19 protein-coding genes are annotated in these 22,348 nt (G+C 67.4%); 11 read left to right on the top strand and 8 right to left on the bottom strand.

Annotation, left to right across the window (positions count from 1 at the left end):
- Positions 1-370: 370 nt before the first annotated feature.
- A complete protein-coding gene (gene mqo / locus QPK27_RS08775) occupies positions 371-2,020 on the top strand; it encodes a malate dehydrogenase (quinone) (protein ID WP_290417838.1) in 1,650 nt (549 codons plus the stop codon).
- A gap of 107 nt (positions 2,021-2,127) precedes the next feature.
- On the opposite strand, the gene QPK27_RS08770 is transcribed toward mqo, so the two are convergent.
- The 3 genes from QPK27_RS08770 to tssK form a co-directional block, all read right to left on the bottom strand.
- Complete coding sequence (locus tag QPK27_RS08770) at positions 2,128-2,877, bottom strand: DNA-binding protein (protein ID WP_290417837.1); 750 nt, start codon at positions 2,875-2,877, stop codon at positions 2,128-2,130.
- A 114-nt stretch (positions 2,878-2,991) separates the two neighbouring features.
- Positions 2,992-4,551 (bottom strand): hypothetical protein, encoded by a 1,560-nt coding sequence (locus QPK27_RS08765; protein ID WP_290417836.1) that lies wholly within the window; start codon positions 4,549-4,551, stop codon positions 2,992-2,994.
- 130 nt (positions 4,552-4,681) lie between these two features.
- The gene (gene tssK, locus QPK27_RS08760; protein WP_290417835.1) at positions 4,682-6,043 is read right to left on the bottom strand and encodes a type VI secretion system baseplate subunit TssK; all 1,362 of its coding nucleotides are present in this window, start codon (positions 6,041-6,043) and stop codon (positions 4,682-4,684) included.
- 172 nt (positions 6,044-6,215) lie between these two features.
- On the opposite strand from tssK, the gene tssE reads away from it, so the two are divergent.
- From tssE to QPK27_RS08740, 4 genes are all read left to right on the top strand, one after another.
- The gene (gene tssE, locus QPK27_RS08755) at positions 6,216-6,761 is read left to right on the top strand and encodes a type VI secretion system baseplate subunit TssE (protein WP_290417834.1); all 546 of its coding nucleotides are present in this window, start codon (positions 6,216-6,218) and stop codon (positions 6,759-6,761) included.
- 2 nt (positions 6,762-6,763) lie between these two features.
- Positions 6,764-8,617 (top strand): type VI secretion system baseplate subunit TssF, encoded by a 1,854-nt coding sequence (tssF, locus tag QPK27_RS08750; RefSeq protein WP_290417833.1) that lies wholly within the window; start codon positions 6,764-6,766, stop codon positions 8,615-8,617.
- Positions 8,581-9,690, top strand: coding sequence for a type VI secretion system baseplate subunit TssG (gene tssG / locus QPK27_RS08745; protein ID WP_290417832.1), 1,110 nt, complete (start codon positions 8,581-8,583; stop codon positions 9,688-9,690). Before tssF ends, tssG begins: the two co-directional genes overlap by 37 nt.
- 113 nt (positions 9,691-9,803) lie before the next feature.
- Positions 9,804-10,211 carry a DUF2750 domain-containing protein gene (locus tag QPK27_RS08740; RefSeq protein WP_290417831.1) on the top strand — a complete coding sequence of 136 codons (408 nt, stop codon included), beginning with the start codon at positions 9,804-9,806 and terminating at the stop codon, positions 10,209-10,211.
- Between the two features lie 211 nt (positions 10,212-10,422).
- Here QPK27_RS08740 and QPK27_RS08735 read toward each other — a convergent pair whose 3' ends face one another.
- Positions 10,423-12,354: a PAS domain-containing protein gene (locus QPK27_RS08735; RefSeq protein ID WP_290417830.1), complete on the bottom strand. Its 1,932-nt coding sequence runs from the start codon at positions 12,352-12,354 to the stop codon at positions 10,423-10,425.
- A gap of 239 nt (positions 12,355-12,593) precedes the next feature.
- Between QPK27_RS08735 and QPK27_RS08730 the strand changes: the two genes are divergently transcribed.
- Positions 12,594-14,861, top strand: coding sequence for a PhoX family phosphatase (locus tag QPK27_RS08730; protein ID WP_290417829.1), 2,268 nt, complete (start codon positions 12,594-12,596; stop codon positions 14,859-14,861).
- A 139-nt stretch (positions 14,862-15,000) separates the two neighbouring features.
- Complete coding sequence (locus QPK27_RS08725; RefSeq protein WP_290417828.1) at positions 15,001-15,480, top strand: hypothetical protein; 480 nt, start codon at positions 15,001-15,003, stop codon at positions 15,478-15,480.
- Positions 15,481-15,495: 15 nt separating this feature from the next.
- Here the strand turns inward: QPK27_RS08725 and QPK27_RS08720 are convergent, their stop codons facing one another.
- Positions 15,496-16,230 carry a DUF4261 domain-containing protein gene (locus QPK27_RS08720; RefSeq protein WP_290417827.1) on the bottom strand — a complete coding sequence of 245 codons (735 nt, stop codon included), beginning with the start codon at positions 16,228-16,230 and terminating at the stop codon, positions 15,496-15,498.
- Between the two features lie 109 nt (positions 16,231-16,339).
- Positions 16,340-17,239: a LysR family transcriptional regulator ArgP gene (locus QPK27_RS08715; protein ID WP_290417826.1), complete on the bottom strand. Its 900-nt coding sequence runs from the start codon at positions 17,237-17,239 to the stop codon at positions 16,340-16,342.
- Between the two features lie 98 nt (positions 17,240-17,337).
- On the opposite strand from QPK27_RS08715, the gene QPK27_RS08710 reads away from it, so the two are divergent.
- Entirely contained in the window at positions 17,338-17,949 is a 612-nt protein-coding gene (locus QPK27_RS08710) for a LysE/ArgO family amino acid transporter (protein WP_290417825.1), read from the top strand.
- Positions 17,950-18,093: 144 nt separating this feature from the next.
- Here the strand turns inward: QPK27_RS08710 and QPK27_RS08705 are convergent, their stop codons facing one another.
- A complete protein-coding gene (locus tag QPK27_RS08705) occupies positions 18,094-19,041 on the bottom strand; it encodes a LysR family transcriptional regulator (RefSeq protein ID WP_290417824.1) in 948 nt (315 codons plus the stop codon).
- 109 nt (positions 19,042-19,150) lie between these two features.
- On the opposite strand from QPK27_RS08705, the gene QPK27_RS08700 reads away from it, so the two are divergent.
- The 3 genes from QPK27_RS08700 (at position 19,151) to QPK27_RS08690 (ending at position 21,856) form a co-directional block, all read left to right on the top strand.
- Positions 19,151-20,158, top strand: a complete 1,008-nt coding sequence (locus tag QPK27_RS08700) for a zinc-binding alcohol dehydrogenase family protein (RefSeq protein WP_290417921.1) — start codon at positions 19,151-19,153, stop codon at positions 20,156-20,158.
- A gap of 62 nt (positions 20,159-20,220) precedes the next feature.
- A complete protein-coding gene (gene nfsB, locus QPK27_RS08695) occupies positions 20,221-20,874 on the top strand; it encodes an oxygen-insensitive NAD(P)H nitroreductase (protein ID WP_290417823.1) in 654 nt (217 codons plus the stop codon).
- 220 nt (positions 20,875-21,094) lie between these two features.
- The gene (locus QPK27_RS08690; RefSeq protein WP_290417822.1) at positions 21,095-21,856 is read left to right on the top strand and encodes an SDR family oxidoreductase; all 762 of its coding nucleotides are present in this window, start codon (positions 21,095-21,097) and stop codon (positions 21,854-21,856) included.
- Here QPK27_RS08690 and QPK27_RS08685 read toward each other — a convergent pair.
- The gene (locus QPK27_RS08685; protein WP_290417821.1) at positions 21,816-22,346 is read right to left on the bottom strand and encodes a GNAT family N-acetyltransferase; all 531 of its coding nucleotides are present in this window, start codon (positions 22,344-22,346) and stop codon (positions 21,816-21,818) included. The genes QPK27_RS08690 and QPK27_RS08685 overlap by 41 nt on opposite strands.
- Positions 22,347-22,348: the final 2 nt, after the last annotated feature.

Here is a 22,348-nt window from a genome sequence, read left to right as displayed (position 1 = left end):
ATCCAGCAATCCGGTTTTGTTTGGGCTATACTCGCCGTTCCCCATCCGGGGCATCCCGCTCAATGGACGCCAGGGAATGTGATTGGCCTGCCTGATCGTCGACATCAGCGCGTCACCACCCTGTATGCCAGCTGCTTCGACCCGGTCCGCTTTTTTGCCGGGCCGCGCCGGGCATTGTCTGCGCTATGCGTCTGTTGCTGAGTCCGCATCGTCACCCTGACGGCGCCGGTCTTGGCGGCACGCTCCCTATCGGCGCTCGCTCGTCCAGCCTGTGACTGGGCGGGCTGCGCCATACCGAGCCCGTTGGTTTTTTTAATCAGAACATTGCAGGGTAGTGCCACCGCAATCTTCTTATAGGTAATAGTCTCGTATGCGTACCTCTTCGCTTCTCGTCGTCCTATCCTGTCTCATCGTCTCGGCGTGTTCCAAGAACCCGCCTCCCGCCAATGCCGAAAAACCGGTCGATGTCGTGCTGGTCGGCGCCGGCGTCATGAGCGCCACCCTGGGCACCATGCTCAAGGAACTCGATCCCAAGCTGTCCATCGAAATGTTCGAACGCATGGACGCGGTTTCGGTCGAAAGCTCGGACGCGATGAACAACGCCGGCACCGGCCACTCCGGTTTCGCCGAACTGAACTACACGCCGGAAATGCCGGACGGTAGCATCGACACCAGGAAGGCTGTCGACATCAACGAACAGTTCGAAATCTCGAAGCAGTTCTGGGCCTACCAGGTGAACAAGCAGTACCTGGGCGCGCCGCAGACCTTCATCAACAACGTGCCGCACATGGCCTTCGTGTGGGGCGAAGACAATATCGCCTACCTGCGCAAGCGCTACGCCGCGCTGCAGAAGGAAAACCTGTTCAAGGGCATGCTGTACACCGAAGACCAGGAACTGATCCGCAAGTGGGCGCCGCTGGTCATGAACGGTCGCGATCCGAAGCAGCACGTGGCCGCCACCCGCATGGACATCGGCACCGACGTCAACTACGGCACCCTGACCCGCAGCATGGTCAAGCACCTGACCGGCACCCACGGCATGACCCTCAACCTGCGCACCCAGGTCGAAGACATCAAGCGCGGCGAGAACGGCCTGTGGAACGTCACCGTCAAGAACCTGGCCGACGACAAGGTCCGCACCGTGAGCGCCAAGTTCGTGTTCATCGGCGCCGGCGGCGGCGCCCTGCCGCTGCTGGAAAAGACCGGCATCCCGGAAGCCAAGGGCTACGGCGGCGTGCCGGTCGGCGGCCAGTGGCTGGTGACCGACAACCCGGCCCTGGTCGAGGCGCACAATGCCAAGGTCTACGGCAAGGCCTCGGTCGGTTCGCCGCCGATGTCGGTGCCGCACCTGGACACCCGCATCATCGACGGCAAGAAAGCCCTGCTGTTCGGCCCGTTCGCGACCTTCTCGACCAAGTTCCTGAAGAACGGTTCGTGGATCGACCTGCCGGCATCGGTCGGCACCGGCAACGTGCGTCCGATGTTCCAGGCCGGTATCGACAACATCCCGCTGACCAAGTACCTGGTCGAGCAGGTGATGCAGTCGCAGGAAGACCGCGTCAAGACCCTGCGCGACTACCTGCCTGAAGCCAAGGCCGAAGACTGGAAACTGGTCAACGCCGGCCAGCGCGTGCAGATCGTCAAGGACGACCCGAAGAAGGGCGGCCTGCTGCAGTTCGGCACCGAAGTCGTCGCGTCAAGCGACGGCAGCGTGACCGCCCTGCTGGGCGCCTCGCCGGGCGCATCGACCGCCGCGCCGATCATGCTGAAAGTGCTGAAGGCTTCAAGCTTCCGCGACCAGCTGAAGACGCCTGAGTGGGACGCCAAGATGAAGGAAATGATCCCGTCGTACGGCCGTCACCTGAACGACGACGCGGCCTACGCCAACCAGATCCGCCACCAGAGCAGCAAGGTGCTGGGCCTGAAGGCGTTCACGCTGGACGTGGCAGGCAACGCGATGCCGGCGCCGGCAGCGCTGGTGACCGACGCTCCGGCAGCCGAAGCTGCGGCAGCCAAGTAATCCGGCAAATCACGACCGCGGCGCCCGTCGCGGTCGATCAAGAAAAAGGCCCCGGTGCTTGCAAGCGCCGGGGCCTTTTTGTTCGTGTCTGCCTTGATTATTTTTTCTTATTTTCTATTACGCAGCACTTCCAGCTCCGCCCGCAGGTTGCTGCGCTCGCTGCGCGAGGCGTCCAGCTGGGTGCGCAGATCCTGCACTTCCTGCGCCAGGTTGTCGCGCTCGGTCTTGATGCCGACCAGTTCCATCTGCGCCGCCAGGCGCGCGTCCGAATCGGCGGCGGTCGAACCGACATAACGTTCGATCTGCTGGCGCAGCTCGGCCAGCTGGGCGTCCTTGCCGTCGATCGCCAGCTGGTCCTTGGCCTTGCCGACCAGGGCGTCGGCCGCCACCTGGCGCGCATTGCGCAGTTCTGCGTTCAGGCGGTCGATTTCCTCACTGCGCTCGTCGGCCACCAATTGCGCCTGGACGCGCGCGGCGCCAGCTTCGGCGACTTCGGCGCTCAGGGCGTCGCGTTCGCCTTGTAGCTGTTCGCCGCTCTGCACCAGCGCCGCGGCATCGCTCTCGGCCTGGGCCAGCGCCTCGCGCAGGCCGGCGCCGGCGGTTTCGGCATAGCCCTGCGCCCAGCGGCTCAGTTCGGCCAGCAGGGTCGGCGGCAGCACCGCTTCCGGCAACGCCTCGGGCGCGCCCTTGGCGGCGCGCCATGCGGCCAGGTGGGCGTGGATGGTGGAAGCAGTGCCGCCGCCGAGGGCCGCGCGCACCGCCTCGATGGTGACCGCCGCGCCGTCCTGCTGCAGGGTGTCGGCTGCCGCGATCACGTCGTCGCGCGTCACGTCCAGGCCTGCCGTATCGGTTTTCATTCAGCGTAAATGGTTCGTTGGTGGAACCTCGTATGATACGTCATGGAAACATTCATGCGATATCGGTAGCGCTCGAATTGTTCCGGAGTGTCGCGCTTTCGCCGCTCTTTTTGCTCACGCCGTTTCGGCGGCGTGGCGCGCCAGCCAGGCGCTCAAGGCATCCCGGCCCTGCTGGTCGAGGTGGGGCAGCATCGAGGCATACCAGGCGTGGCCGCGCTCTTCGCCCAGCACGGTGCGCACCACCGGCGCGCTGTGCTCCAGGAACACGTCGAAGAACGGCAAGTGGCGGGTGTGCAGGAAGCTGGGATCGGTGTTGTGCAGGCCGACGTAGACTTCGCGCACCTCGTCCAGGTAGGGCAGCGCCTGCTCCATGTGGCCGGATCGGGTCAGCGCGGTGATGAAGTTGGTGACGATCTGCAGGTCCGGCATCTCGCGCGAGGTCAGGTTCAGCGCGCGCGCCCGCGCCACCCAGTCGCGCCCGTGCGCCGGGTCGCCGCTCATGGCGAAGCTGGTGCCGACGTTCAGCGCGTTGTGGGCGCTGCGCTCTTCGCCGAACAGCATGCTCCAGTAGCGCAGCGACTCGTCCCAGCGGCCCAGGCGCGCGCAGCACAGGGCGCACAGGCGCACGGCGTCGATGCGCAGGCCGTCGGGACGGGCGGTGACGTAAGGCAGCGCCCCGGCCAGGGCGGCGTCGAAGCTTTCCGCTTCCAGGTGGGCGATGGCCGCGGCCAGTTCCGGCGGGTCGGACGCCTGGCTTGCCCCTTCGGCGCCGGCTGCTGCGGCGATCGGCGCGGCGCCGTGGCGCAGCACCGCTTGCGGGTCGATGCCGGGCAGGCGCAGGTAGTCGATCACCAGCTCCTTCGACAGGTGCTGCCTGCCCTCCTTGTCGACGCGTACCGTCACGTTCTTGATCGAGATGTACGGGTCGCCGCGGCCGCGGTACACGAACAGCAGCGCGTAGCGCTCCGGGTCGGGCTGGGGGCAGGAGGCTACCACCGAGAAGAACCCGTCGGGTTCTTCGGCCAGCAGCGCGACGGCCGCCGCCGGGCGGTCGATGAATTCGAACTTGCGCGGCAGTTCGGTTTCCGGCATCCAGCCGCCGCTCTCCTCGCAGAACGGTTCGGCGGCGCTCATGCGGCCCAGCGCGTAAGGCAGGCCGGCGAATAGCGCCAGCTCGGCCAGCCACAGCGCCGCCAGCAGGCCGCCGCGCACGCGCATGCCGGCGATGCTGTAGGCGCCGCTGTCGACCACGTCCAGCGCGACGCGCAGCACGTGGTGCGGGTCAAGCAGCATGGCGGCGAAATTGGCCAGGTGGGCGGCGGGCGAGGCCAGCGGCGAAGCGTCGGTTTCCAGGATCGCGATCCAGGCCGCGGCCTGCGCGTACCAGGCGGCCAGGCCGAGGGCCAGACCCAGGCGTCCCATCCACGGCGGGTTGCGCGCCTGGCCGCAGCGCGCCGCGTAGCGCGTGGCCAGCCCCAGGCCGAGGGCGAACGCCAGCGTCACCGCGGCGTTGAGCAGCAGCAGCGGCATGTGGATCGTCAGCCAGGCGTAGATCCAGGCCGCCGGCACCGCGCCGAGCATGCAGCGCAGGGTCAGGGTGACGGCGCGCACGGGCAGGCGGCCGGAGGGCACGTAATAGGGAGAGAAGATGCCTTGGGCAGGTTGTTGTTTCATGGGTGCTCCCGGGTCGTCAAGCGATGTGCCGCAGCAGCGCCACGGCGCGCACGGCGGGGTCGTCGTTGCTCACGCAAGGCGGCAGCTGTCGCCGTGCGCCCTGGCCATGATGGTTCTGCCGCCAAGGCGATCACGCGGCCACGGCCAGCAGTTCCAGCCGCAGCTCCTTCATGCCGGCCGGGACGTAGACCGAGATCGACTGCGCCTTGAGCATGCGCTCGTACATCGGGCCTTTCGACTCGAGGATGAAGTAGCAGGTGTCGGGGCGCACGGGGATCGCGGCCGGCGGCTGCGGCGTGTACTGCAGGCGCACCCCGGGCAGGGCCGAGAGCACGAATTTCTCGACGTCGTCCGGCGCGCCGACCTTGAAGCGCAGCGGCACCACGTCGACCAGCTCCACCGCCGGGATGTCGGCGCCGACCGAGATATAGAAGGTGGTGTCGTCGTCGATCTTGCCCGAGTCGAGCGCGCCGATGTGGTACGAGGGCCGTACCTCGGACAGGGCGATGCCGAAGTACTTGGCCGAGATCACGGTATCGAGCAGCTCGCGGATGATCGAATGCAGTTTGGCGAACGCGGGGCCGGGGTCGCCGTGCTGGTATTGCGGCAGGTCGGCCAGGGTCCAGCTCTTGGAAAAGGTCATCAGGCCGCCGGCGACGTCGAGCAGTTCCTGGAACAGCCGTTCCGGATGCAGGCCCGGATGGTGGAAGTGGTGCGACAGGCAGGCATAGGCCGAACTGGCCGTGTGCAGCAGCCAGAACGAGGACATGTCGCCCGAGCGGAACTCGATCACGTTGCGGGTCGGTTCGCGGTGGTGGCCGTACAGGGCGCCGACCTTTGCCTGCAGTGCGTCCAGCAGGCGCCGCAAGCCCTGGAACAGCACCGGCGCCGCGCCTAACGAGAGCGTCGGCGGCACCAGCGCCGGATCGACCTCGAAGCCGCCGGTGGCGGCGCGCCGCACGCGCAGCAGCGGAAAGTGGATATAGCCGTCGCGCGGCTCGAACTCGGACACCAGCCGCACCGCGCGTTTCAGGTAGGCCAGCTGCACCGGCGCGGCCTGGGTGTACAGGTCGGGCGTTTCCTGGTTGGCCTGCACGAAGCGGGTCGGATTGGCGGCCTGGGTCGCCGACAGGGCGGACTGGCCGGGCGGGGAGAAGTTGGCGTTGAACGGTTTCAGGATCGGCAGCGCCACGTAATAGGTGGCGGCCTGCACGGACTGCGGCAGCTGGCCCAGGTCGACCGCGGCCGGCAGGTCGTCGGTGCCGGGCGCGTCGACCAGTTCGCCGTCCTGGAAGCGCAGCGACAGCCCCAATATGCGCAGCATGCCGCTGCCCAGCGCTTCGCGGTCGAGCTCAAGCAGCTCGACGCCCCAGGCGTAGGGATGGACCGCCTTGATGCCGCGCTGCAGGCTGTGATCGTGATAGGCGTCCTGGCGCTGGAAATGCTGCGGGCGTAGCAGCAGGCCTTCGCCCCAGAGAACTTTGCTGGTCATGTCGTGTCGCTCGCTATTGTGTGGGTGTTGTGAACTTGCCGAAGAACACGATAGCGAGCGGACGCAATTGCGCATGTGAACTTGATCAAAGGTTGGCGCGAGACGCCGTGGCAGGATGCGATTTGGTTTCGGAAAGCAACACCAACCTGGATGCAAGAGCAAGGGGGCAACAATGAAGGGATTCACGCCGGACCTGTTCGACCGCCTGCTCGGTCTGCCGGTGCGCAATGGCGTCGTCGCCACGCGCCTGACGGTCGAGGAACTCAAGGACGCGGTGGCGCGCGACCTGGAAGCGCTGCTCAACACGCGCTCGACCATCCGCGACGGCGAGCTGGCCGCCTATCCGGAATGCGGGGCCTCGATGGTCAGCTACGGCATGTGCGACTTCGCCGACCGCTCGCTGTCCAGCCCCACCGACCGCGCCGCGATTTGCGCCAGCATCGAAAGCACCATCGCGCGCCATGAGCCGCGCCTGCGCGACGTCAAGGCGCAGCTGGAAGTGCGCGAGGAATCGGTGAACCGCCTCGACTTCTCGATCACCGGGCTGCTGGTGGGCAGCCTGTCGCAGGAGCCGGTCAACTTCGACGCCGTGATGCAGCCGTCCACGCTCCAGTACAGCATCCGCGCGAGCGCGCCGCGCAAGGGCGCGCGCCAGCCGGTGTCCGTCGCGGTTCTCGCTCCAGCTGCCGCCGCCGTCCCTGTCGTCGCCGGAGCCTGAGCGTGGAACAGCTGCTGCCCTATTACGAAAGCGAACTGGCCTGGCTGCGGGGCAGCCTGCGCGAGTTCGCCGAGCGCTATCCGCGCGTCGCCGGCCGCCTGTTGATCAGCGGCGAAGTGTGCGAAGACCCGCACACCGAGCGCATGATCGAGTCGTTCGCCTTTCTGAATGCGCGCATCGCCAAGCGCCTCGACGACGATTATCCCGAGTTCACCGAAGCGCTGTTCGAGGTGCTGTATCCGCACTACCTGCGACCCTTCCCTTCGTGCTCGATCGCGCAGCTCGACGTCGGCGCCGCCGCGCGCCAGCAGACCGGCGCCAGCGTGATGGCGCGCGGCACCCTTCTGGATACGCGCCCGGTACGCGGCGTGGCCTGCACCTTCCGCACCGTGTACGACGTGACGGTGGCGCCGCTCGAGGTGCGCCGCGCCGCCTTCTCGCCGATCATCAGCGCGCCCGACGCCGTGCACCTGCCCGGCAACGCCAGTTCGTGCCTGAGCCTGACCCTGGCCTGCAGCGCCGACCAGGGCGGCATCGGCGCGCTGGGCGTGCCGGCGCTGCGCCTGTTCCTCGATGGCGAGCCATCGTTCTGCGCCGCCCTGCGCGACGCGCTGCTGGTGCGCGCGGTCGCTGCTTACGTCCAGGCCGAAGGTCAGCACGGAAATGGGCGCTGGAGTGCGTTGCCGGCTATTCCCGTGCGCAGCGCCGGCTTCGACGAGGCGGACGCCCTGATCGACTTCCCGGCGCGCTCGCACGCCGCCTACCGCCTGCTCACCGAATACTTCTGCTTCCCCGAGAAGTTCAACTTCATCGACCTCGACCTGGCGGCCATGTGCGCCGCCGCGCCGCCCGGCAGCCGCACCATCACCCTGCACCTGGCGCTGGGCGGCATCCGCAGCGACTCCAACCTGGCGCGCATGCTGGGCACGCTCTCGACCAACAACCTGCTCACCGGCTGCACCCCGGTGATCAACCTGTTCAGCCAGCGCGGCGAACCGATCCGCCTGACCCATGCCACGGCCAGCTACCCGGTGCTGGCCGATGCGCGCCGCGCCCATGCGTTCGAGGTGAATGCGATCGAATCGGTGAACCTGGTGCGCCAGAGCGCGCAGGGCGAAACGATCGTCGAGTTCCAGCCCTTTTATTCACTGCGCCACGCGCAGACGCCGGAGCGCAACGGCCACTACTGGGCCATGCGGCGCGACGAATCGCTGGCCGAGCGCAGCCCCGGCTTCGAGACCCAGATCTCGATCGTCGACATCGACTTCGACCCGGCCAAGGTCGAAACCACGACCCTCAACCTGGAGCTGACCTGCACCAACCGCGACCTGCCCTCGGCGCTGGCCTACGGCCAGCCGGGCGGCGACCTGTTCCTGGAAGGCGGCTCGAGCACGAAGGCGATCTCGTTCCTGCGCAAACCCAGTCCCACCTGGCGTTTCGCGCGCGGCCGCGCGGCGCACTGGCGCCTGATCTCGCTGCTGTCGCTGAACCACCTGTCGCTGGCCGACGGCGGCGTGGATGCCTTCCGCGAGATGCTGGCGCTGCACGACCTGCCGCGCTCTCCCGCATCGACGCGCCAGATCGGCGGCATTGTGGCGATCGCCTACCAGGCCACCAGCACCTGGCTGTCGGGCAATCCGTTCAACTGCCTGGTGCGCGGCATCGAAGTCAGGCTGACGGCGGACGAAGAAGCCTTCGTCGGCAGCGGCATCCACGCCTTCGCCCACATCGTCGAGCGCTTCCTGGCGCTGTACGTGCACGCCAACAGCTTCACCCAGCTGGTGATCGTGTCCCACCAATCCGGCGAGGAGCTGCTGCGATGCCCACCCCGAAGCGGCGACTTGAGCCTGCTGTAATCGAGCGCCTGTTCCAGCAGCCGTGGCGCTTCGAGTTCTTCCAGGCGGTGCGCCTGCTGGAACTGTGGCTGGCGCGGCGCGGCCAGCCGACCCGCAACCTGCTGCCACGCCTGCTGCGCTTCCAGAATTCGCTGTCGCTCGGCTTCCCCGCCAGCCAGCTCGAAGCGATCGCCACCGAGCCGGCGCTGGAGCGCAGCGCCAATGCACTGGGCGACGCCGCGCACGACGGCACGCTGCGCTACGTGCGCCTGACGCCGGCCTTCATGGGACTGTTGGGCGGCAACGGCGTGCTGCCGGCGCACTACACCGAGCGCCTGGCCGAACACCAGGCGCAGCACAAGAACGAACCCGAGGACGACGGCGCGCGCGCTTTCCTGGACGCCTTTTCGAACCGCTCGCTGGCGCTGTTCTACGAAGCCTGGCGCAAGTATCGGCTGGCCTTCAAGTACGGCCTGGACGGCCAGGACGCCTTCCTGCCGCTGCTCCTGAGCCTGGCCGGCCTGGGCAATGCGGCGCTGCGGCGGCGCCTGACCGATGGCAGCCAGGGCGCGGTGCTGGACGAATCGATCGCCTATTTCGCGGCCTCGGTGCGGCACCGGCCGGTGTCCGGCACCCAGCTGGCGCGGGTGCTGTCCGACTACTTCGGCGAACCGGTCGAGGCCGAGCAGTTCGTCGGCGCCTGGTACGAGGTGCCGGCGGCGCAGCAGACCGTGCTGGGACAGGACAGCGCGGTGCTCGGCTCGCGCGCGATCGCCGGCGCGCGCATCTGGCAGCGCAGCCTGCGCCTGCGCCTGACCCTTGGACCGCTGGCGCACGCGCGCTTCCAGGCCTTCCTGCCCGGCGCGCTGGCCGCGCGCGCGCTGCACAGCGTGCTGGGACTGTTCACTGGCGTCGCCCTCGAGTACGAGATCGAGCTGGTGCTGCGCGCCGCCGACGTGCGCAACACGGCGCTCGACACGGTGCGCCCGGGCCGCCTGGGCTGGGATGCCTTCCTGGTGCTGGACGCGGCGCCGGCCGACCGCCACGACGTACATTACAGGCTGCACTGCGGCCTGTACTGCGCCGCCTCCTGAGGCTTGCGCCGGGGGCGCCGGGCGCGCACGGTTCGCAAGAAACGCGCGCGCCGGCCGCGATGGCGTATCCTGTAGGCCTGTCAGGCATTGCGCCTCCAACTACGGGAATGGTGATGAGCGAACGTATCCTCTCGGCGATCAAGCTGGGCGCCCAGCAGCTGGCGGCCGTCGTCACGCTGCCCGGTCCGGCGCGCTACGAGTATTTCGTCAAGCGCGTGGCCGACTCGCAGGAAGTCTGGGGCCTGTACCAGCAGGGCTGGGCCCTGGCCAAGACCGACGACGGCACCCTGGTGTTTCCCATGTGGCCGTCGAGCGACTATGCCAGCCTGTGCGCCGAATTCGAATGGGACGGCTACGACGCCCAGGCGTTCTCGCTCGAAGAACTGCTCGACGAACTGCTGCCGCAGCTGGAAGAGGACAGCGTGCTGCCGGGGGTGTTCTATACGCCGGGGGACAAGGGCATCACGCCGACGGTGGCCGAATTGATCGGCGATCTGGAAGACGAGTTGCGCAGGACGTAGGGACTTGGCGCCTTGCAGCCTCCGAACATCGTTACGCATGCTCTAGCCTCCGCCTTGAAACCGTCATTCCCGCGCAGGCGGGAATCCAAGTTCGTGCTGCAGCCAGTGCAAGAAAACGTAAGTGGCAGAGCACGCAAATTTAGGTTCCCGCCTGCGCGGGAACGACGGTTTTAAGGGTGCCTGCCAAAAATAGTTCGCCTCTCCGCCCGCATTACAATCCCGCCAGCAACTCCTCCACCACCGCCAGCTGCACCGGTTTGGTCAGGTGCTGGTCGAACCCCGCCTCCTTCGAGCGCTGGCGGTCGCTCTCGGCGCCCCAGCCGGTCAGCGCCACCAGGGTCATGCCGGCCAGTTCGGGCGTGGCGCGGATCGCGCGCGCGGTGTCGTAGCCGCTCATGCCGGGCATGCCGATGTCGAGGAAAGCCACGCGCGGCAGGAACGCGCGCGCCACTTCCAGCGCCTCGTAGCCGTCGTGCGCCACCCGGGTGACGTAGCCCGAGGCGTCGAGGATCATCGACAGCGTCACCGCGGCGTCGACGTTGTCGTCCACCACCAGCACCTTCATCCCGGCCGCGCCATCCTGCTGTGGCGCGCCGACGCGTACCAGGGGTTCGCAGGCGCCGCTCTCGGCCAGCGGCAGGCGCACCGTGAACACGCTGCCGGCGTTGGCGCCGGCGCTGGCGGCGCTCACCGTGCCGCCATGCATCTCGACCAGGCGCCGCACCAGCGACAGGCCGATCCCGAGTCCGCCCTGCGAGCGGTCGACCGTGCGCCCGATCTGGCTGAACATGTCGAACACGCTGTCCAGCGCATCCTTGGCGATGCCGACCCCGCTGTCGGAAACGGCGATCACGGCTTCGCCACCGTCGCGGCATGCCGCCAGCCGGATGCGGCCGCGCGGTGGCGTGTACTTGGCCGCGTTGTTGAGCAGGTTGGCCACCACCTGGGCGACGCGCGTGACGTCGGCATCCAGCGCCAGCGAGGCATCCGGCAGGTCGACCGTCAGCTCGTGCAGGCCGGCCTCGATCAGCGGCAGGCTGGTCTCGACCGCGCTGGCCAGGATCGTCTTCAGGTCGCAGTGCTGGCGCTTGAGTTCGAGCTTGCCGCCGCTGATGCGGGCGACGTCGAGCAGGTCGTCGATCAGGTGCACCATGTGGCCGACCTGGCGCTCCATCATCTCGCGCACCTTGCCCACCGCCGCCGGATTGTCGCCGCCCAGGCGCATCACGCTCAGCCCGTTGCGGATCGGCGCCAGCGGATTGCGCAGCTCGTGCGCCAGCGTGGCCAGGAACTCGGTCTTGCGGCGGTCCGATTCGGCCAGGTCGTCGGCCAGCCGGCGCAGGGTCTCTTCGGTGCGTTTATTCTCGGTGGTGTCGAGCACCATCGCCACCAGGCCTTCGAATTCGCCGTCCGGGCCGCGCAGCGCATTCACGCTGCTGGTGGCCGGCATGCGCGAACCGTCGCGCCGCAGGTAGTATTTGTCGAGCACGACGCCGTTGGCGCCGGCCTTCAGGCGCTCCACCGCGCCCAGCGTGTCGGCCACCGACTCCGGCGCCGTGACGTCGATCACGCTCAGACCGAGCAGCTCGGCCTCGCTGCGGCCGACCATCGCGCAATAGCGCTCGTTGGCCAGCGTGATGCGCCCTTCGGTGTCCATCTGCACCACGCCGGTGGCCGCCTGGCTGACGATCTTCTCGAAGCGTTCGCTGGCCGCCTGCAGCTGGCGCGCCAGCTGCGCGCGCTCGGCATCGGCCGTGACCTGCTCGGTGATGTCGCGCAGGATCGCCAGGAAGTGCGCCTGGTGGCCGTCGGGGCTGGCGGTGCGGGTCACCACCACGTCCCACCATTTCTCCCGGCCCTTCACGGTCGGACAGGCTACCTGCGCCTTGCCGGTGGCGCCGGCGCGCGCCTGCGCCAGGGCGATGTCGATCGCGGCGCGCGAGGCGTCCGGCCACAGCGCGCGCCAGGCGCTGCCGTGCAGCGCATCGGGGTCGTCGATGTCGAACGCGCACATGCCATTCCGGTTCATCGCCACGATCGCGCCCTGGGCATCGATCAGGTGCACGCAGTCGGGAATGGCTTCGAACAGCGACCAGCCGAGGGTGATCGTTTCCTGTGCCGGCACGTGGTCGCTGTCCTGCATGATGTCCTTTGTTTCGATGCGAATGATTAAAACAGACAAGCCTGGTTTTCTGAGCCGAAAGTCTATCCGAGCGCCTTCCTATTAGGAATAAGCGCACAAACTTTGTAAGAAAAATCCCACAAAATATTTTGTAAGTACATGCAGCGATGTCATCAAATGGTGATCAAATGGTCACAAACCGGTCATTTTCTCTTACTACCATTCACGGACTTTCCTAACTATAAACAGGGATTCTCTCCGTGAACAAGCCGAACGACCTCGCCCGCATCGACCACGACGACCTCGATACCAACAATTCGTCGAACGAACATTTCAGCGCCGTGCTCGAGAAGCGCCTGAGCCGCCGCAACCTGCTGCGCGGCGGCGCCGCCTCGGCCGCCACCGCCATCCTGGGCAGCATGGGCTTGACCGCCTGCGGCGGTTCGGACCACGACGATCCTGCGCCGGCGCCGGCCCCGGCCCCGGGCGGCACCACGCCGCCGAACCCGGCCCCGACCGAAAAACTGCTCGGCTTCACCGCCGTCGGCAAGAGCCTGGCCGACAGCGTGTCGGTCCCGGCCGGCTACACCGCCACCGTCCTGTACGCGCTGGGCGACCCGATCAGCAACACCACCGCCGCCTACCGCAACGACGGCACCGACACCGATTTCGAGAACCGCGCCGGCGACCACCACGACGGCATGGAATTCTTCTCGCTGTCCGACACCGGCGGCGTCTCCACCACCGGCGTGACGCGCGGCCTGCTGGCGATGAACCACGAAGCCACCACCAACGAAGGCCTGCCGTCGTTCTTCGTGCACGCCAACGGCGGCACCAACTCGCTGCCGCGTCCGGCCCTCGAAGTCGACAAGGAAATGGCCCTGCACGGCCTGTCGATCGTCGAAGTGCGCAACAACAACGGCAAGTGGGAATACCTGCAGGGTTCGATGTTCAACCGCCGCGTGCACCAGCAGACCGAAGTCCAGATCTCGGGCCCGGTGCGCGGTAACGCCCTGGTCAAGACCAAGTACTCGCCGGACGGCACCAAATTCCGCGGCACCATCAACAACTGCGGCACCGGCCGCACCCCGTGGAACACCTATCTGTCGGGCGAAGAGAACTGGGCCGGCTACTTCACCCGCTCGGGCACCGACAACGCCGCGCGCGGCGACAAGAGCGTCACCTCGCTCAACCGCTACGGCGTGGCGCAGGGCGCGGCGTCGCGCCACGGCTGGGAAACCGGCGGCGCGGACGACAAGTACCAGCGCTGGAACATCAGCAAAACCGGCACGTCCACCGACGGTACCGACGACTACCGCAATGAGCTCAACGGCGAAGGCTACATCGTCGAGATGGACGCCTACGACAAGACCCGTCCGCTGAAAAAACGCACCGCGCTGGGCCGCTTCGCCCACGAAAGCGCCTCGTTCGGCAAACTCGTCGCCGGCCAGCCGCTGGCGGTGTACATGGGCGACGATTCGCGCGGCGAATACATTTATAAATTCGTCTCGACCGCGGTCTGGAACGCTGCCGACGCCACCGCCGCCGACCGCATCGCGATGGGCGACAAATACCTCGACAGCGGCAAGCTGTATGTCGCCAAGTTCAACGCCGACGGCAAGGGCCAGTGGATCGAGCTGAACATCGCCAACGCCGCCATCGCCGCCTACGCCAACTACAAGTTCGCCGACCAGGCCGACGTGCTGGTCAACGCCCGCCTGGCGGCCGACGCCGTCGGCGCGACCAGGATGGACCGTCCGGAATGGTGCGCGGTGAACCCGGCCAACGGCGAGATCTACTACACGCTGACCAACAACAGCAACCGCCGCGTCGAGCCGAGCAGCTCGAGCCAGGTCGCCCCGGACGCGGCCAACCCGCGCTCGTACACCGACATGAAGGGTTCGACCGCCCAGCTGGGCAACTCGAACGGCCACATCATCCGCGTGGCGGAAGACGCCGCCGGCTCGACCGCCACCAGCTTCTCGTGGGACGTCTACCTGTTCGGCGCCGAAGCCGCCGCCGATGCCGGCCGCATCAACCTCTCTGGCCTGACGAATGACCAGGACTTCTCGAGCCCGGACGGCCTGGCGTTCAGCCACTCGACCGGCATCTGCTGGTTCCAGACCGACGACGGCGCCTACACCGACGTCACCAACTGCATGATGGTGGCCGGCCTGCCGGGCAAGGTCGGCGACGGCAAGAAGGTCACGCTGACCTATCCGAAGACCGACGGCAGCACCCTCTCCGTCGACACCTTCGTGGGCAAGGCCGCCAGCGCCGACACGCTCAAGCGCTTCCTGGTCGGCCCGGTCGGCTGCGAACTGACCGGCATCACCGAGACGCCGGACGGCAAGGCGCTGTTCGTCAACATCCAGCACCCGGGCGAAACCACCGCCGCCGCCAACGTCGGCGACGCCGCCAAGTTCACCAGCCAGTGGCCGGCGAATGCGGGCTACGGCGCCGGCAAGCGTCCGCGCTCGGCGACCATCGTCATCACCAAGAACGACGGCGGCCGTATCGGTTCGTAATCTGAACCAGTAACGACGCTCTCCGGCCGCAAGGCTGAACGGGCCGGTTGCGCAAGCAGCCGGCCCGTTTTTTCATTGGCGCGCAAGACGGCCGGCGCCGGATCGTGCCAGCATCGGGCATGCTCACCGAGGATCCGCCATGTCCCTGCCCGCGATGCCCCGCTTGTCCCACTCCGCTTATCTGCGCCTGATCCGCGCCAGCGCCGTCTACGACATGGTGCAGATCCTGCCGTTCGCCACGCCCTGGACCTTCGCCCTGCTGTACGCCCAGCTCTCGCGCCTGAACCAATGGTTCGGCGCGGCGCCGCTGGCGCCGTTCGAGACCGTGCACTTCCTGCTCGCCACCCTGCTCGGCACCCTGGTGCTGACCTGGACCTCGGCGCGCCTGTGGGCGCCCAGCCTGCGCCTGGGCCGCTTCGACGCCACTGCGCGCCTGATCTTCGCGTTCTGGATCGGCTGGGCGATGCTGGCGGCCGACATGCCGATGTTGTGGATATTCCTGGTGCCGGAGATTATCTGGGGCAGCGCGCAGTGGTGGCCGGTGGCGCCGGATGTCCGGGCACATGCCGTTGCTGTCGCTGCCGGCAGCAGCAGGCCAGCGGTGACGCACCATGTGTGAGCGGGGACGATGACATCAACAACGCTGGAGCTCCCACGTGCCATAGGGATTCTTGAACATCGAATCCGGCTCATAGGCGACACCTGCGCCCGTCGAGATGCGGTAAGCCGGGGCATGCTCGTCACAGGCAAACGTTTGCCCATCGCTGATCGAGGGACGCTCGGTGTACAGATACCAGGAAAACGTTCGCGCGACCTGCAAGGCGCTGTCTCCATCCGCGTCGATGACCTGGACATCGTGCAGGCCGAAGCAATGCATGCCGCACGAATAGGCTTCATTGCTAGAGGTCACGACGATGACGAAGGCTCTGTAGGGACTGAACAGATGCAGCTCGGAACACATGGTCTTCCAGCTGGCAGGGGAATGCGCCACACCCGTGTTTTCGACTTTGACACCCAGCCCTCCCGCATCCAGCAGGGCCTGGGCTGCGAGCATGAGCGCCGCGATCTCCTTCTCCGATTCGCCGGAGCCAAGCAGGTAGACGACGCTGCGATGGGCATCGATCAGGTGCATGGCGTCCGAATCACGCCAGTGATGGCCGGCAGCGGAGAACGCACCGGACATGCGCTCGTCGCGTGATTCGAATTCCAGCGTGAATGCCTTCTTGGTCTCGACGTGCATCAGAATCTGGCCGGCGAAGAGATAAGCGCCTTGCGTTCGCTCGATCAGAAGCCGCAGGAATTGGGACCGGTCTTCCCATGGTCCAGGCACACAGAGCACCAGTTGCGGCAGCGGAGAAGCTTCAGTCATGACGTCGGTATCCCTTTGCGATTCGAAGTATTGAAGCTCGAGTGTAGGAGTGCCGGCGCCATAACGCAATCATGCATTGCCGCGCCCACGGTATCCGGCATCTGCGCGTTCAGGCGGGGCCGATCGGCAGCAGCACCGCGTGCGCCGCCTTCACCAGCGCCGCACCCATGCGTTCCAGCCGCGGCGGCTGAATGCGCCAGGCGTGCCAGTACAGCGGCACGTCGACGTGCAGCTGGGGCGTCAGGTCGACCAGTTCGCCGCTGGCCAGCAGCCGCGCGCACTGCTCCAGCGGCAGCAGGCCGTAGCCCAGGCCGTAACGGATCGCGTTCACGTATGGGTCGCTGGCCGGCACGTAGTGAAACGGATACGCGCCTTCCGGCAAATCGAAGTGGCGCAGCAGGAAGCTCGCTTGCAGCGCGTCCTTGCGGTTGAACACCATCACCGGCGCGTGGCGCGCCGCCTCGCGCGAGACACCATCGGCGAACCAGCGCTGCCTGAACGCGGGCGAGGCCACCAGCCGGTAACGCATCACGCCCAGCGCGCTGGCGCTGCAGCCATGCATCGGTTCCGGTTCGCCCGAGATGCCGGCCAGCGCCTGGCCGGCCTCCAGCAGGGCGAAGGTGTGGCCCTGGTCGTCGAGGATGAATTCGACCAGCAGGCCCTCGCGCTCCAGGATCGGCGCCAGCACCGGCAGCAGCCAGGTCGCCAGCGTGTCGTTGGTGACCGCCAGCGTGACCCGCGCCGGGCCGCTGTCCATCCCCATACCCGCGAGGAATTCCGACTCCAGCAGGCTGGAACGGCGCAGGTACTGCAGCAGGCGGGTGCCGGGCACGGTCGGGCGGCAGGGACGACTGCGCACCAGCAGCGGCGTGCCCAGGTCTTGCTCCAGCGCCGAGATCCGTTGCGAGACTGCCGACGGCGTGATGTTCAACCGGGTAGCGACCAGCTCCAGGCTGCCGGCGTCGACGGCGGCAAGGAAGGCGCTGCTCCGGCGCGGGTCGAGTTTCATGCTTCGATTAGCGTGGCTTAAGTGGGCTGAATAATCATGAATATAATTGAAGATGACCCAAGTGGCTGGGATAGTGGCGTCTTTCCACGGAGGGACGCATGTTCTCGCATCAGGTTTTTCTTCAGGGGCTGGGCCTTGGCGCCAGCCTGATCATGGCGATCGGCGCCCAGAACGCGCACGTGCTGCGCACCGCCGTGCGCGGCCAGCACGTGGCGGCGACGGTGGCGGCCTGCATCGTCATCGACGTGGCACTGATCGCGCTCGGCATGAGCGGCCTGGGGGCGCTGATCGAAGCGTCGCCGGCGCTGCTGGCGGTGGCGCGCTACGGCGGCGCCGCGTTCCTGCTGTGGTATGGACTGCGCTGCTGGAAGAGCAGCCTGCGCGGCGGCGCGGCGATCGCACTGGAGGCCGACGCCAGGGCGCAGACGCTGGGCGCGGCGCTGGCGACCGTGATCGCGCTGTCGCTGCTCAACCCCCACGTGTACCTGGACACGGTGGTGCTGCTCGGCGCGGTCGGCAGCAGCCTGGCCGAAGGCAGCCGCGGCTCGTTCGCGCTGGGCGCGATGACCGCCTCGGTGCTGTGGTTCACGGCGCTCGGCCTGGGCGCACGTCGTTGCGCCCCGCTGCTGGCGCGCCCTAGCGTGTGGCGCGTGATCGAGGCGCTGACCGGGACCATGATGCTGGTGCTGGCCGTCATGCTGGTGGTGTAAGTCTGCGTCCCCATGGCGCCCTGGCGGCGGCCGGGAAGTGCATCGCCCGGATGCATTGCAGTAAAAATTTGCATCCTCGCTAATACTGCTGAGTTGTCATGTCCGACACATCACGCAGCTCAGCCGTCGCGTGCGAATCGCCTGTCAGGCCAGGGAGGCGCTGTCCGCAGGCGTTTCCGGCAGCCGCTCCAGCCGGTCCAGCAGCGGCGCGCAGCGTTCGCTGACCAGCGCATGCAGCAGCTTGACCGCCGGCGAGAACTGCTTGCGGTGCGGGCACACCAGGTTCAGTGGCGTGGCCTGGCCGACGACGGCGGGCAGCAGCACTTCCAGCCGTCCCGCCACCACGTCGGCGCACACGTCGAGCCAGGATTTGTAGGCGATGCCCTCGCCTGCCAGGGCCCAGCGCCGCACCACGTCGGCGTCGTCGCTCACCAGCGGGCCGGCGATCTGCACCAGCCGCTCGCCGTCCTCGGTCGGGAAGCACCAGCGGTCGTAGACCCGGCCGCGCAGGCGGTAGGCCAGGCAGCGGTGCGCGGCCAGCGCGTCGAGCGACGCCGGCCGCCCGTGGCGCGCGGTATAGGCGGGCGAGGCCACCAGCACGCGCCGGTTGGCCGGCGCCACCGGCAGCGCGATGAAGCTGGCGTCGTCGATCTGGCCGTAGCGCAGCGCGATGTCGACCGGATCGCGGAACACGTCGGTGACCTGGTCCGACACCAGCAGCTGGATGTCCAGGCCCGGATGATCCTGGCGGAATTCGGCGATCCACGGCAGCAGCACGTTGCGCCCGAAGTCGGACGGCGCCGCGATCTGCAGCGTGCCATTGAGCGCGGTGCCGGGTCCGCGCAAGCCTTCATGGCCGGCGCGCAGCGCCTGCAGCGCTTCCTCGGCGAACGGCAGGTAGCGTTTGCCTTCTTCGGTCAGGCGCAGGCTGCGCGTGGAGCGCGCGAACAGGCGGATGTCGAGTTCGCGCTCGAGCCTCTGGATCGCGGCGCTGGCCTGGCCGGGCAGCAGGTTGACTTCGCGCGCGGCCTGCGAAAAGCTGCCCAGGGCGGCGCTGCGCACGAACAGCGCCAGGTCGTCGAGGCGGATCATTTTCTTTCCAGCCGTGAAAGTGTATCCCTGCCGTGGCGCTGTTCCGGCGCGGCGCGGGTCACTAGAATCGTTGCCAGTCCCATTTCACGCATAGGTTCAGGAGAAAATGATGAAAGCGATAGTGTATACGCAACACGGCCTGCCAATCGACGACCCGCAAGCCCTGGTCGAACGCGATCTGCCGATGCCGCTGGCCGGCCCGCGCGACCTGCTGGTCGAAGTGCGCGCGGTGTCGGTCAATCCGGTCGACACCAAGATCCGGCGCGGCGTGGCGGTGACCGACCCGCGCGTGCTGGGCTGGGACGCCAGCGGCATCGTGCGCGCCGTCGGCAGCGAGGTGACGCTGTTCGCGCCGGGCGACGAAGTGTTCTACGCGGGAGACCTGACACGCCCCGGCTCGAACAGCGAGTATCAGGCGGTGGACGAACGCATCGTCGGCCGCAAGCCGCGCAACCTGGGCTTCCCGGAAGCGGCGGCCCTGCCCCTGACCTCGATCACCGCGTGGGAACTGCTGTTCGACCGCCTGCGCGTGCAAGAAAACGGCGGCGCCGGCAAGACGCTCCTGATCATCGGCGCCGGTGGGGGCGTCGGCTCGATCCTGGTGCAGCTGGCGCGCCGGCTGACGAAACTGACCGTCATCGGCAGCGCCTCGCGCGACGTCACCCGCGACTGGGTGCGCGAGCTGGGCGCGCAGCACACGGTCGACCACACGCAGCCGCTGCAGCCGCAACTGAAGGCGCTGGGTTTCGACAACGTCGACATCGTGATCAGCCTGACCCACACCGACCAGCACTTCGCCCAGATCGTCGAGGTGCTGGCGCCGCAGGGCCAGCTGGCGCTGATCGACGATCCCGACACGCTGGACGTGGTGCCGCTCAAGCGCAAGTCGATCTCGCTGCACTGGGAACTGATGTTCACGCGCTCGATGTACCAGACCGCCGACATGATCGCCCAGCACCACTTGCTCAACCGCGTGGCCGGGATGATCGAGGACGGCGCGCTGAAGACCACGCTGAGCGAGAACGCCGGCGCGCTGACCGTGGAGAACCTGCGCCGCGTGCACGCGCTGATCGAAAGCGGCCGCGCCCACGGAAAAATCGTGCTCGAGTACGCGTGAGCCCGGGATCGCTTAACATCGGATACCGAATCCGACCCCAATACAACACTGAAAGGACCAGCATGGATATTCTGTCGGCCGCCAGGAAGCGCCACACTGCCAAAGCCTACGATGCCGGGCGCCGCATCCCCGAGGAAGTGATGCAGCAGGTATACGACCTGCTGCGCAACAGCCCGTCGTCGGTGAACTCGCAGCCGTGGCACTTCGTCGTCGCCAACACGCCGGAAGGCCGCGCGCGCATCGCCAAGGCGGCGCAGGGCGGCTATGCCTACAACGCAGCCAAGATCAACGACGCCTCGCACGTGATCGTGCTGTGCTCGCGCATCGACATGGACGACGCGCACCTGAACGCGCTGCTGGAACAGGAAGCGCGCGACGGCCGCTTCCGCGACGACGCGGCGCGCGCCGGCCAGGATGCGGGGCGCCGCGGCTACGTGAAACAGCACCGCTTCGGCGGCAAGGACGTGGCGCAGTGGCTCGAGAAGCAGGTCTACCTGGCGCTGGGCACCGCGATGCTGGGCGCGGCGGCGCTGGAGATCGACGCCACGCCGATGGAAGGCTTCGACCAGCAGATCCTGGACGCCGAATTCGGCCTCAATGAAAAGGGCTTGACCAGCCTGGTGCTGCTGAGCCTTGGCTACTCGTCGCAGGCCGACTTCAACAAGGCGCTGCCGAAGTCGCGCCTGTCGCAAGAGGCGACCTTCACCTTTATCTGATACACCTGCCGGCGGCCCCAATCAAGGGCGGCAACAGTGCGGTGACAATGGCGTGCAGCGATGCACGCCATTTTTATTTATACCGTTTAAATAGTATGTTCCAGACGATGGACGGGAATCGCACGATGTCCTAAAACGAGGGAAATACGACCAACGAGCCATGATGTGCCTGCGTAGACTGTTCACATCGACAACCCACCACGCACCGAAGGAGAGCATCATGCGCATGACCGACAACACCATCCTCATCACCGGCAGCACGTCGGGCATCGGCCGCGGCCTGGCCGAAGCCTTCCACAAGCTGGGCAACACCGTGATCGTGGCCGGCCGCCGCAAGGCGCTGCTGGACGAGGTGGTGGCCGCCAACCCCGGCATGCACGGCGTCGAACTCGACATCGCCGACCCGGACAGCATCCGCCGCGCCGCCGCCCGGCTGATCGCCGATTTCCCGCACCTGAACGTGCTGATCAACAACGCCGGCATCATGCCCTTCGACGACGCCGCCGGCAGCATCGATGAGGCAACCATGCTCTCGACCGTCACCACCAATCTGCTCGGTCCGATCCGCCTGACCTCGGCCCTGATCGAGCACCTGAAGGCCCGGCCGCACGCCACCATCGTCAACAACACCTCGGTGCTGGCCTATACCCCGCTGGCGCAGACCGCCGTGTATTCCGCCACCAAGGCCGCCCTGCACTCATACACGCTGTCGCAGCGCTTCATGCTGCGCGACACCACGGTGCGCGTACAGGAAATCGCCCCGCCCTGGGTCAATACCGACCTGATCAAGAAGGGCGACGACCCGCGCGCCATGCCGCTCGACGCCTTCATCGAACAGACCATGGCCGGCCTGGCGGGCGACAAGGAAGAAGTCGTGGTCGAATCGGCCCTGCCGATGCGTAACAACGCCGGGCCACACGAGCACCAATGGGTCAACCAGTTCAACGCCTACCTGGTGGAGCATCCGATCCCGACCCACTGAGGGCGGCCGTACCGGCAGGCAAGGCGAGCTGCTTTTCCATGTACACCGAGGCCATGAAGAAGCCGCCACGATGCCGGTACAGCGCATCGCGCACATGCAGGAAGCCGGCGCGCTCGTAGAAAGGCGCCGCGTTGAGCGAGGCGGACAGGAACAGGTGGCTGATTCCGCGCTCGGCGGCCATTGCTTCCAGCCCGGCCAGTAGCCGCCGGGCGATGCCGCGTCCCTGGCACGCCGGCGAAACGAAGACGGCATCGATTTCGCCACTGGTGCGATCGAGCACCGCATAGCCGACGATACGCCCGTCTTCCTCGGCCACGATGGCGCCACCGGCCGCAAACAGACCCGGCATGCTGGCCGGCGGCGCAGCAGCGCACAGCGCCTCGACTGTTGCCGGCGGATAGTGCGTGGCACAGCCGACCCGTAGCGCGTCCGTGCGCATCGCCCAGCAGGGGGCGGGGTCGGCGGGCGTGGCGATGCGGTAGCTGGGCATGG

The organism is Massilia sp. YIM B02443, assembly GCF_030411955.1.
GTDB lineage: Bacteria > Pseudomonadota > Gammaproteobacteria > Burkholderiales > Burkholderiaceae_D > Telluria.
Note: the sequence above shows the minus strand (reverse complement) of the source record. Positions and strands in the feature narration are given on the sequence as shown.

Coding starts and splice junctions, on each gene's coding strand:
- tssG (WP_290417832.1), top strand. CDS start 8,581: ATGCCCACCCCGAAGCGGCGACTTGAGCCTGCTGTAATCGAGCGCCTG.
- QPK27_RS08715 (WP_290417826.1), bottom strand. CDS start 17,239: ATGAAACTCGACCCGCGCCGGAGCAGCGCCTTCCTTGCCGCCGTCGAC.
- mqo (WP_290417838.1), top strand. CDS start 371: ATGCGTACCTCTTCGCTTCTCGTCGTCCTATCCTGTCTCATCGTCTCG.
- QPK27_RS08740 (WP_290417831.1), top strand. CDS start 9,804: ATGAGCGAACGTATCCTCTCGGCGATCAAGCTGGGCGCCCAGCAGCTG.
- QPK27_RS08705 (WP_290417824.1), bottom strand. CDS start 19,041: ATGATCCGCCTCGACGACCTGGCGCTGTTCGTGCGCAGCGCCGCCCTG.
- tssK (WP_290417835.1), bottom strand. CDS start 6,043: ATGACCAGCAAAGTTCTCTGGGGCGAAGGCCTGCTGCTACGCCCGCAG.
- nfsB (WP_290417823.1), top strand. CDS start 20,221: ATGGATATTCTGTCGGCCGCCAGGAAGCGCCACACTGCCAAAGCCTAC.
- QPK27_RS08735 (WP_290417830.1), bottom strand. CDS start 12,354: ATGCAGGACAGCGACCACGTGCCGGCACAGGAAACGATCACCCTCGGC.
- QPK27_RS08690 (WP_290417822.1), top strand. CDS start 21,095: ATGCGCATGACCGACAACACCATCCTCATCACCGGCAGCACGTCGGGC.
- QPK27_RS08765 (WP_290417836.1), bottom strand. CDS start 4,551: ATGAAACAACAACCTGCCCAAGGCATCTTCTCTCCCTATTACGTGCCC.
- tssE (WP_290417834.1), top strand. CDS start 6,216: ATGAAGGGATTCACGCCGGACCTGTTCGACCGCCTGCTCGGTCTGCCG.
- QPK27_RS08685 (WP_290417821.1), bottom strand. CDS start 22,346: ATGCCCAGCTACCGCATCGCCACGCCCGCCGACCCCGCCCCCTGCTGG.
- QPK27_RS08720 (WP_290417827.1), bottom strand. CDS start 16,230: ATGACTGAAGCTTCTCCGCTGCCGCAACTGGTGCTCTGTGTGCCTGGA.
- QPK27_RS08710 (WP_290417825.1), top strand. CDS start 17,338: ATGTTCTCGCATCAGGTTTTTCTTCAGGGGCTGGGCCTTGGCGCCAGC.
- QPK27_RS08770 (WP_290417837.1), bottom strand. CDS start 2,877: ATGAAAACCGATACGGCAGGCCTGGACGTGACGCGCGACGACGTGATC.
- QPK27_RS08725 (WP_290417828.1), top strand. CDS start 15,001: ATGTCCCTGCCCGCGATGCCCCGCTTGTCCCACTCCGCTTATCTGCGC.
- QPK27_RS08700 (WP_290417921.1), top strand. CDS start 19,151: ATGAAAGCGATAGTGTATACGCAACACGGCCTGCCAATCGACGACCCG.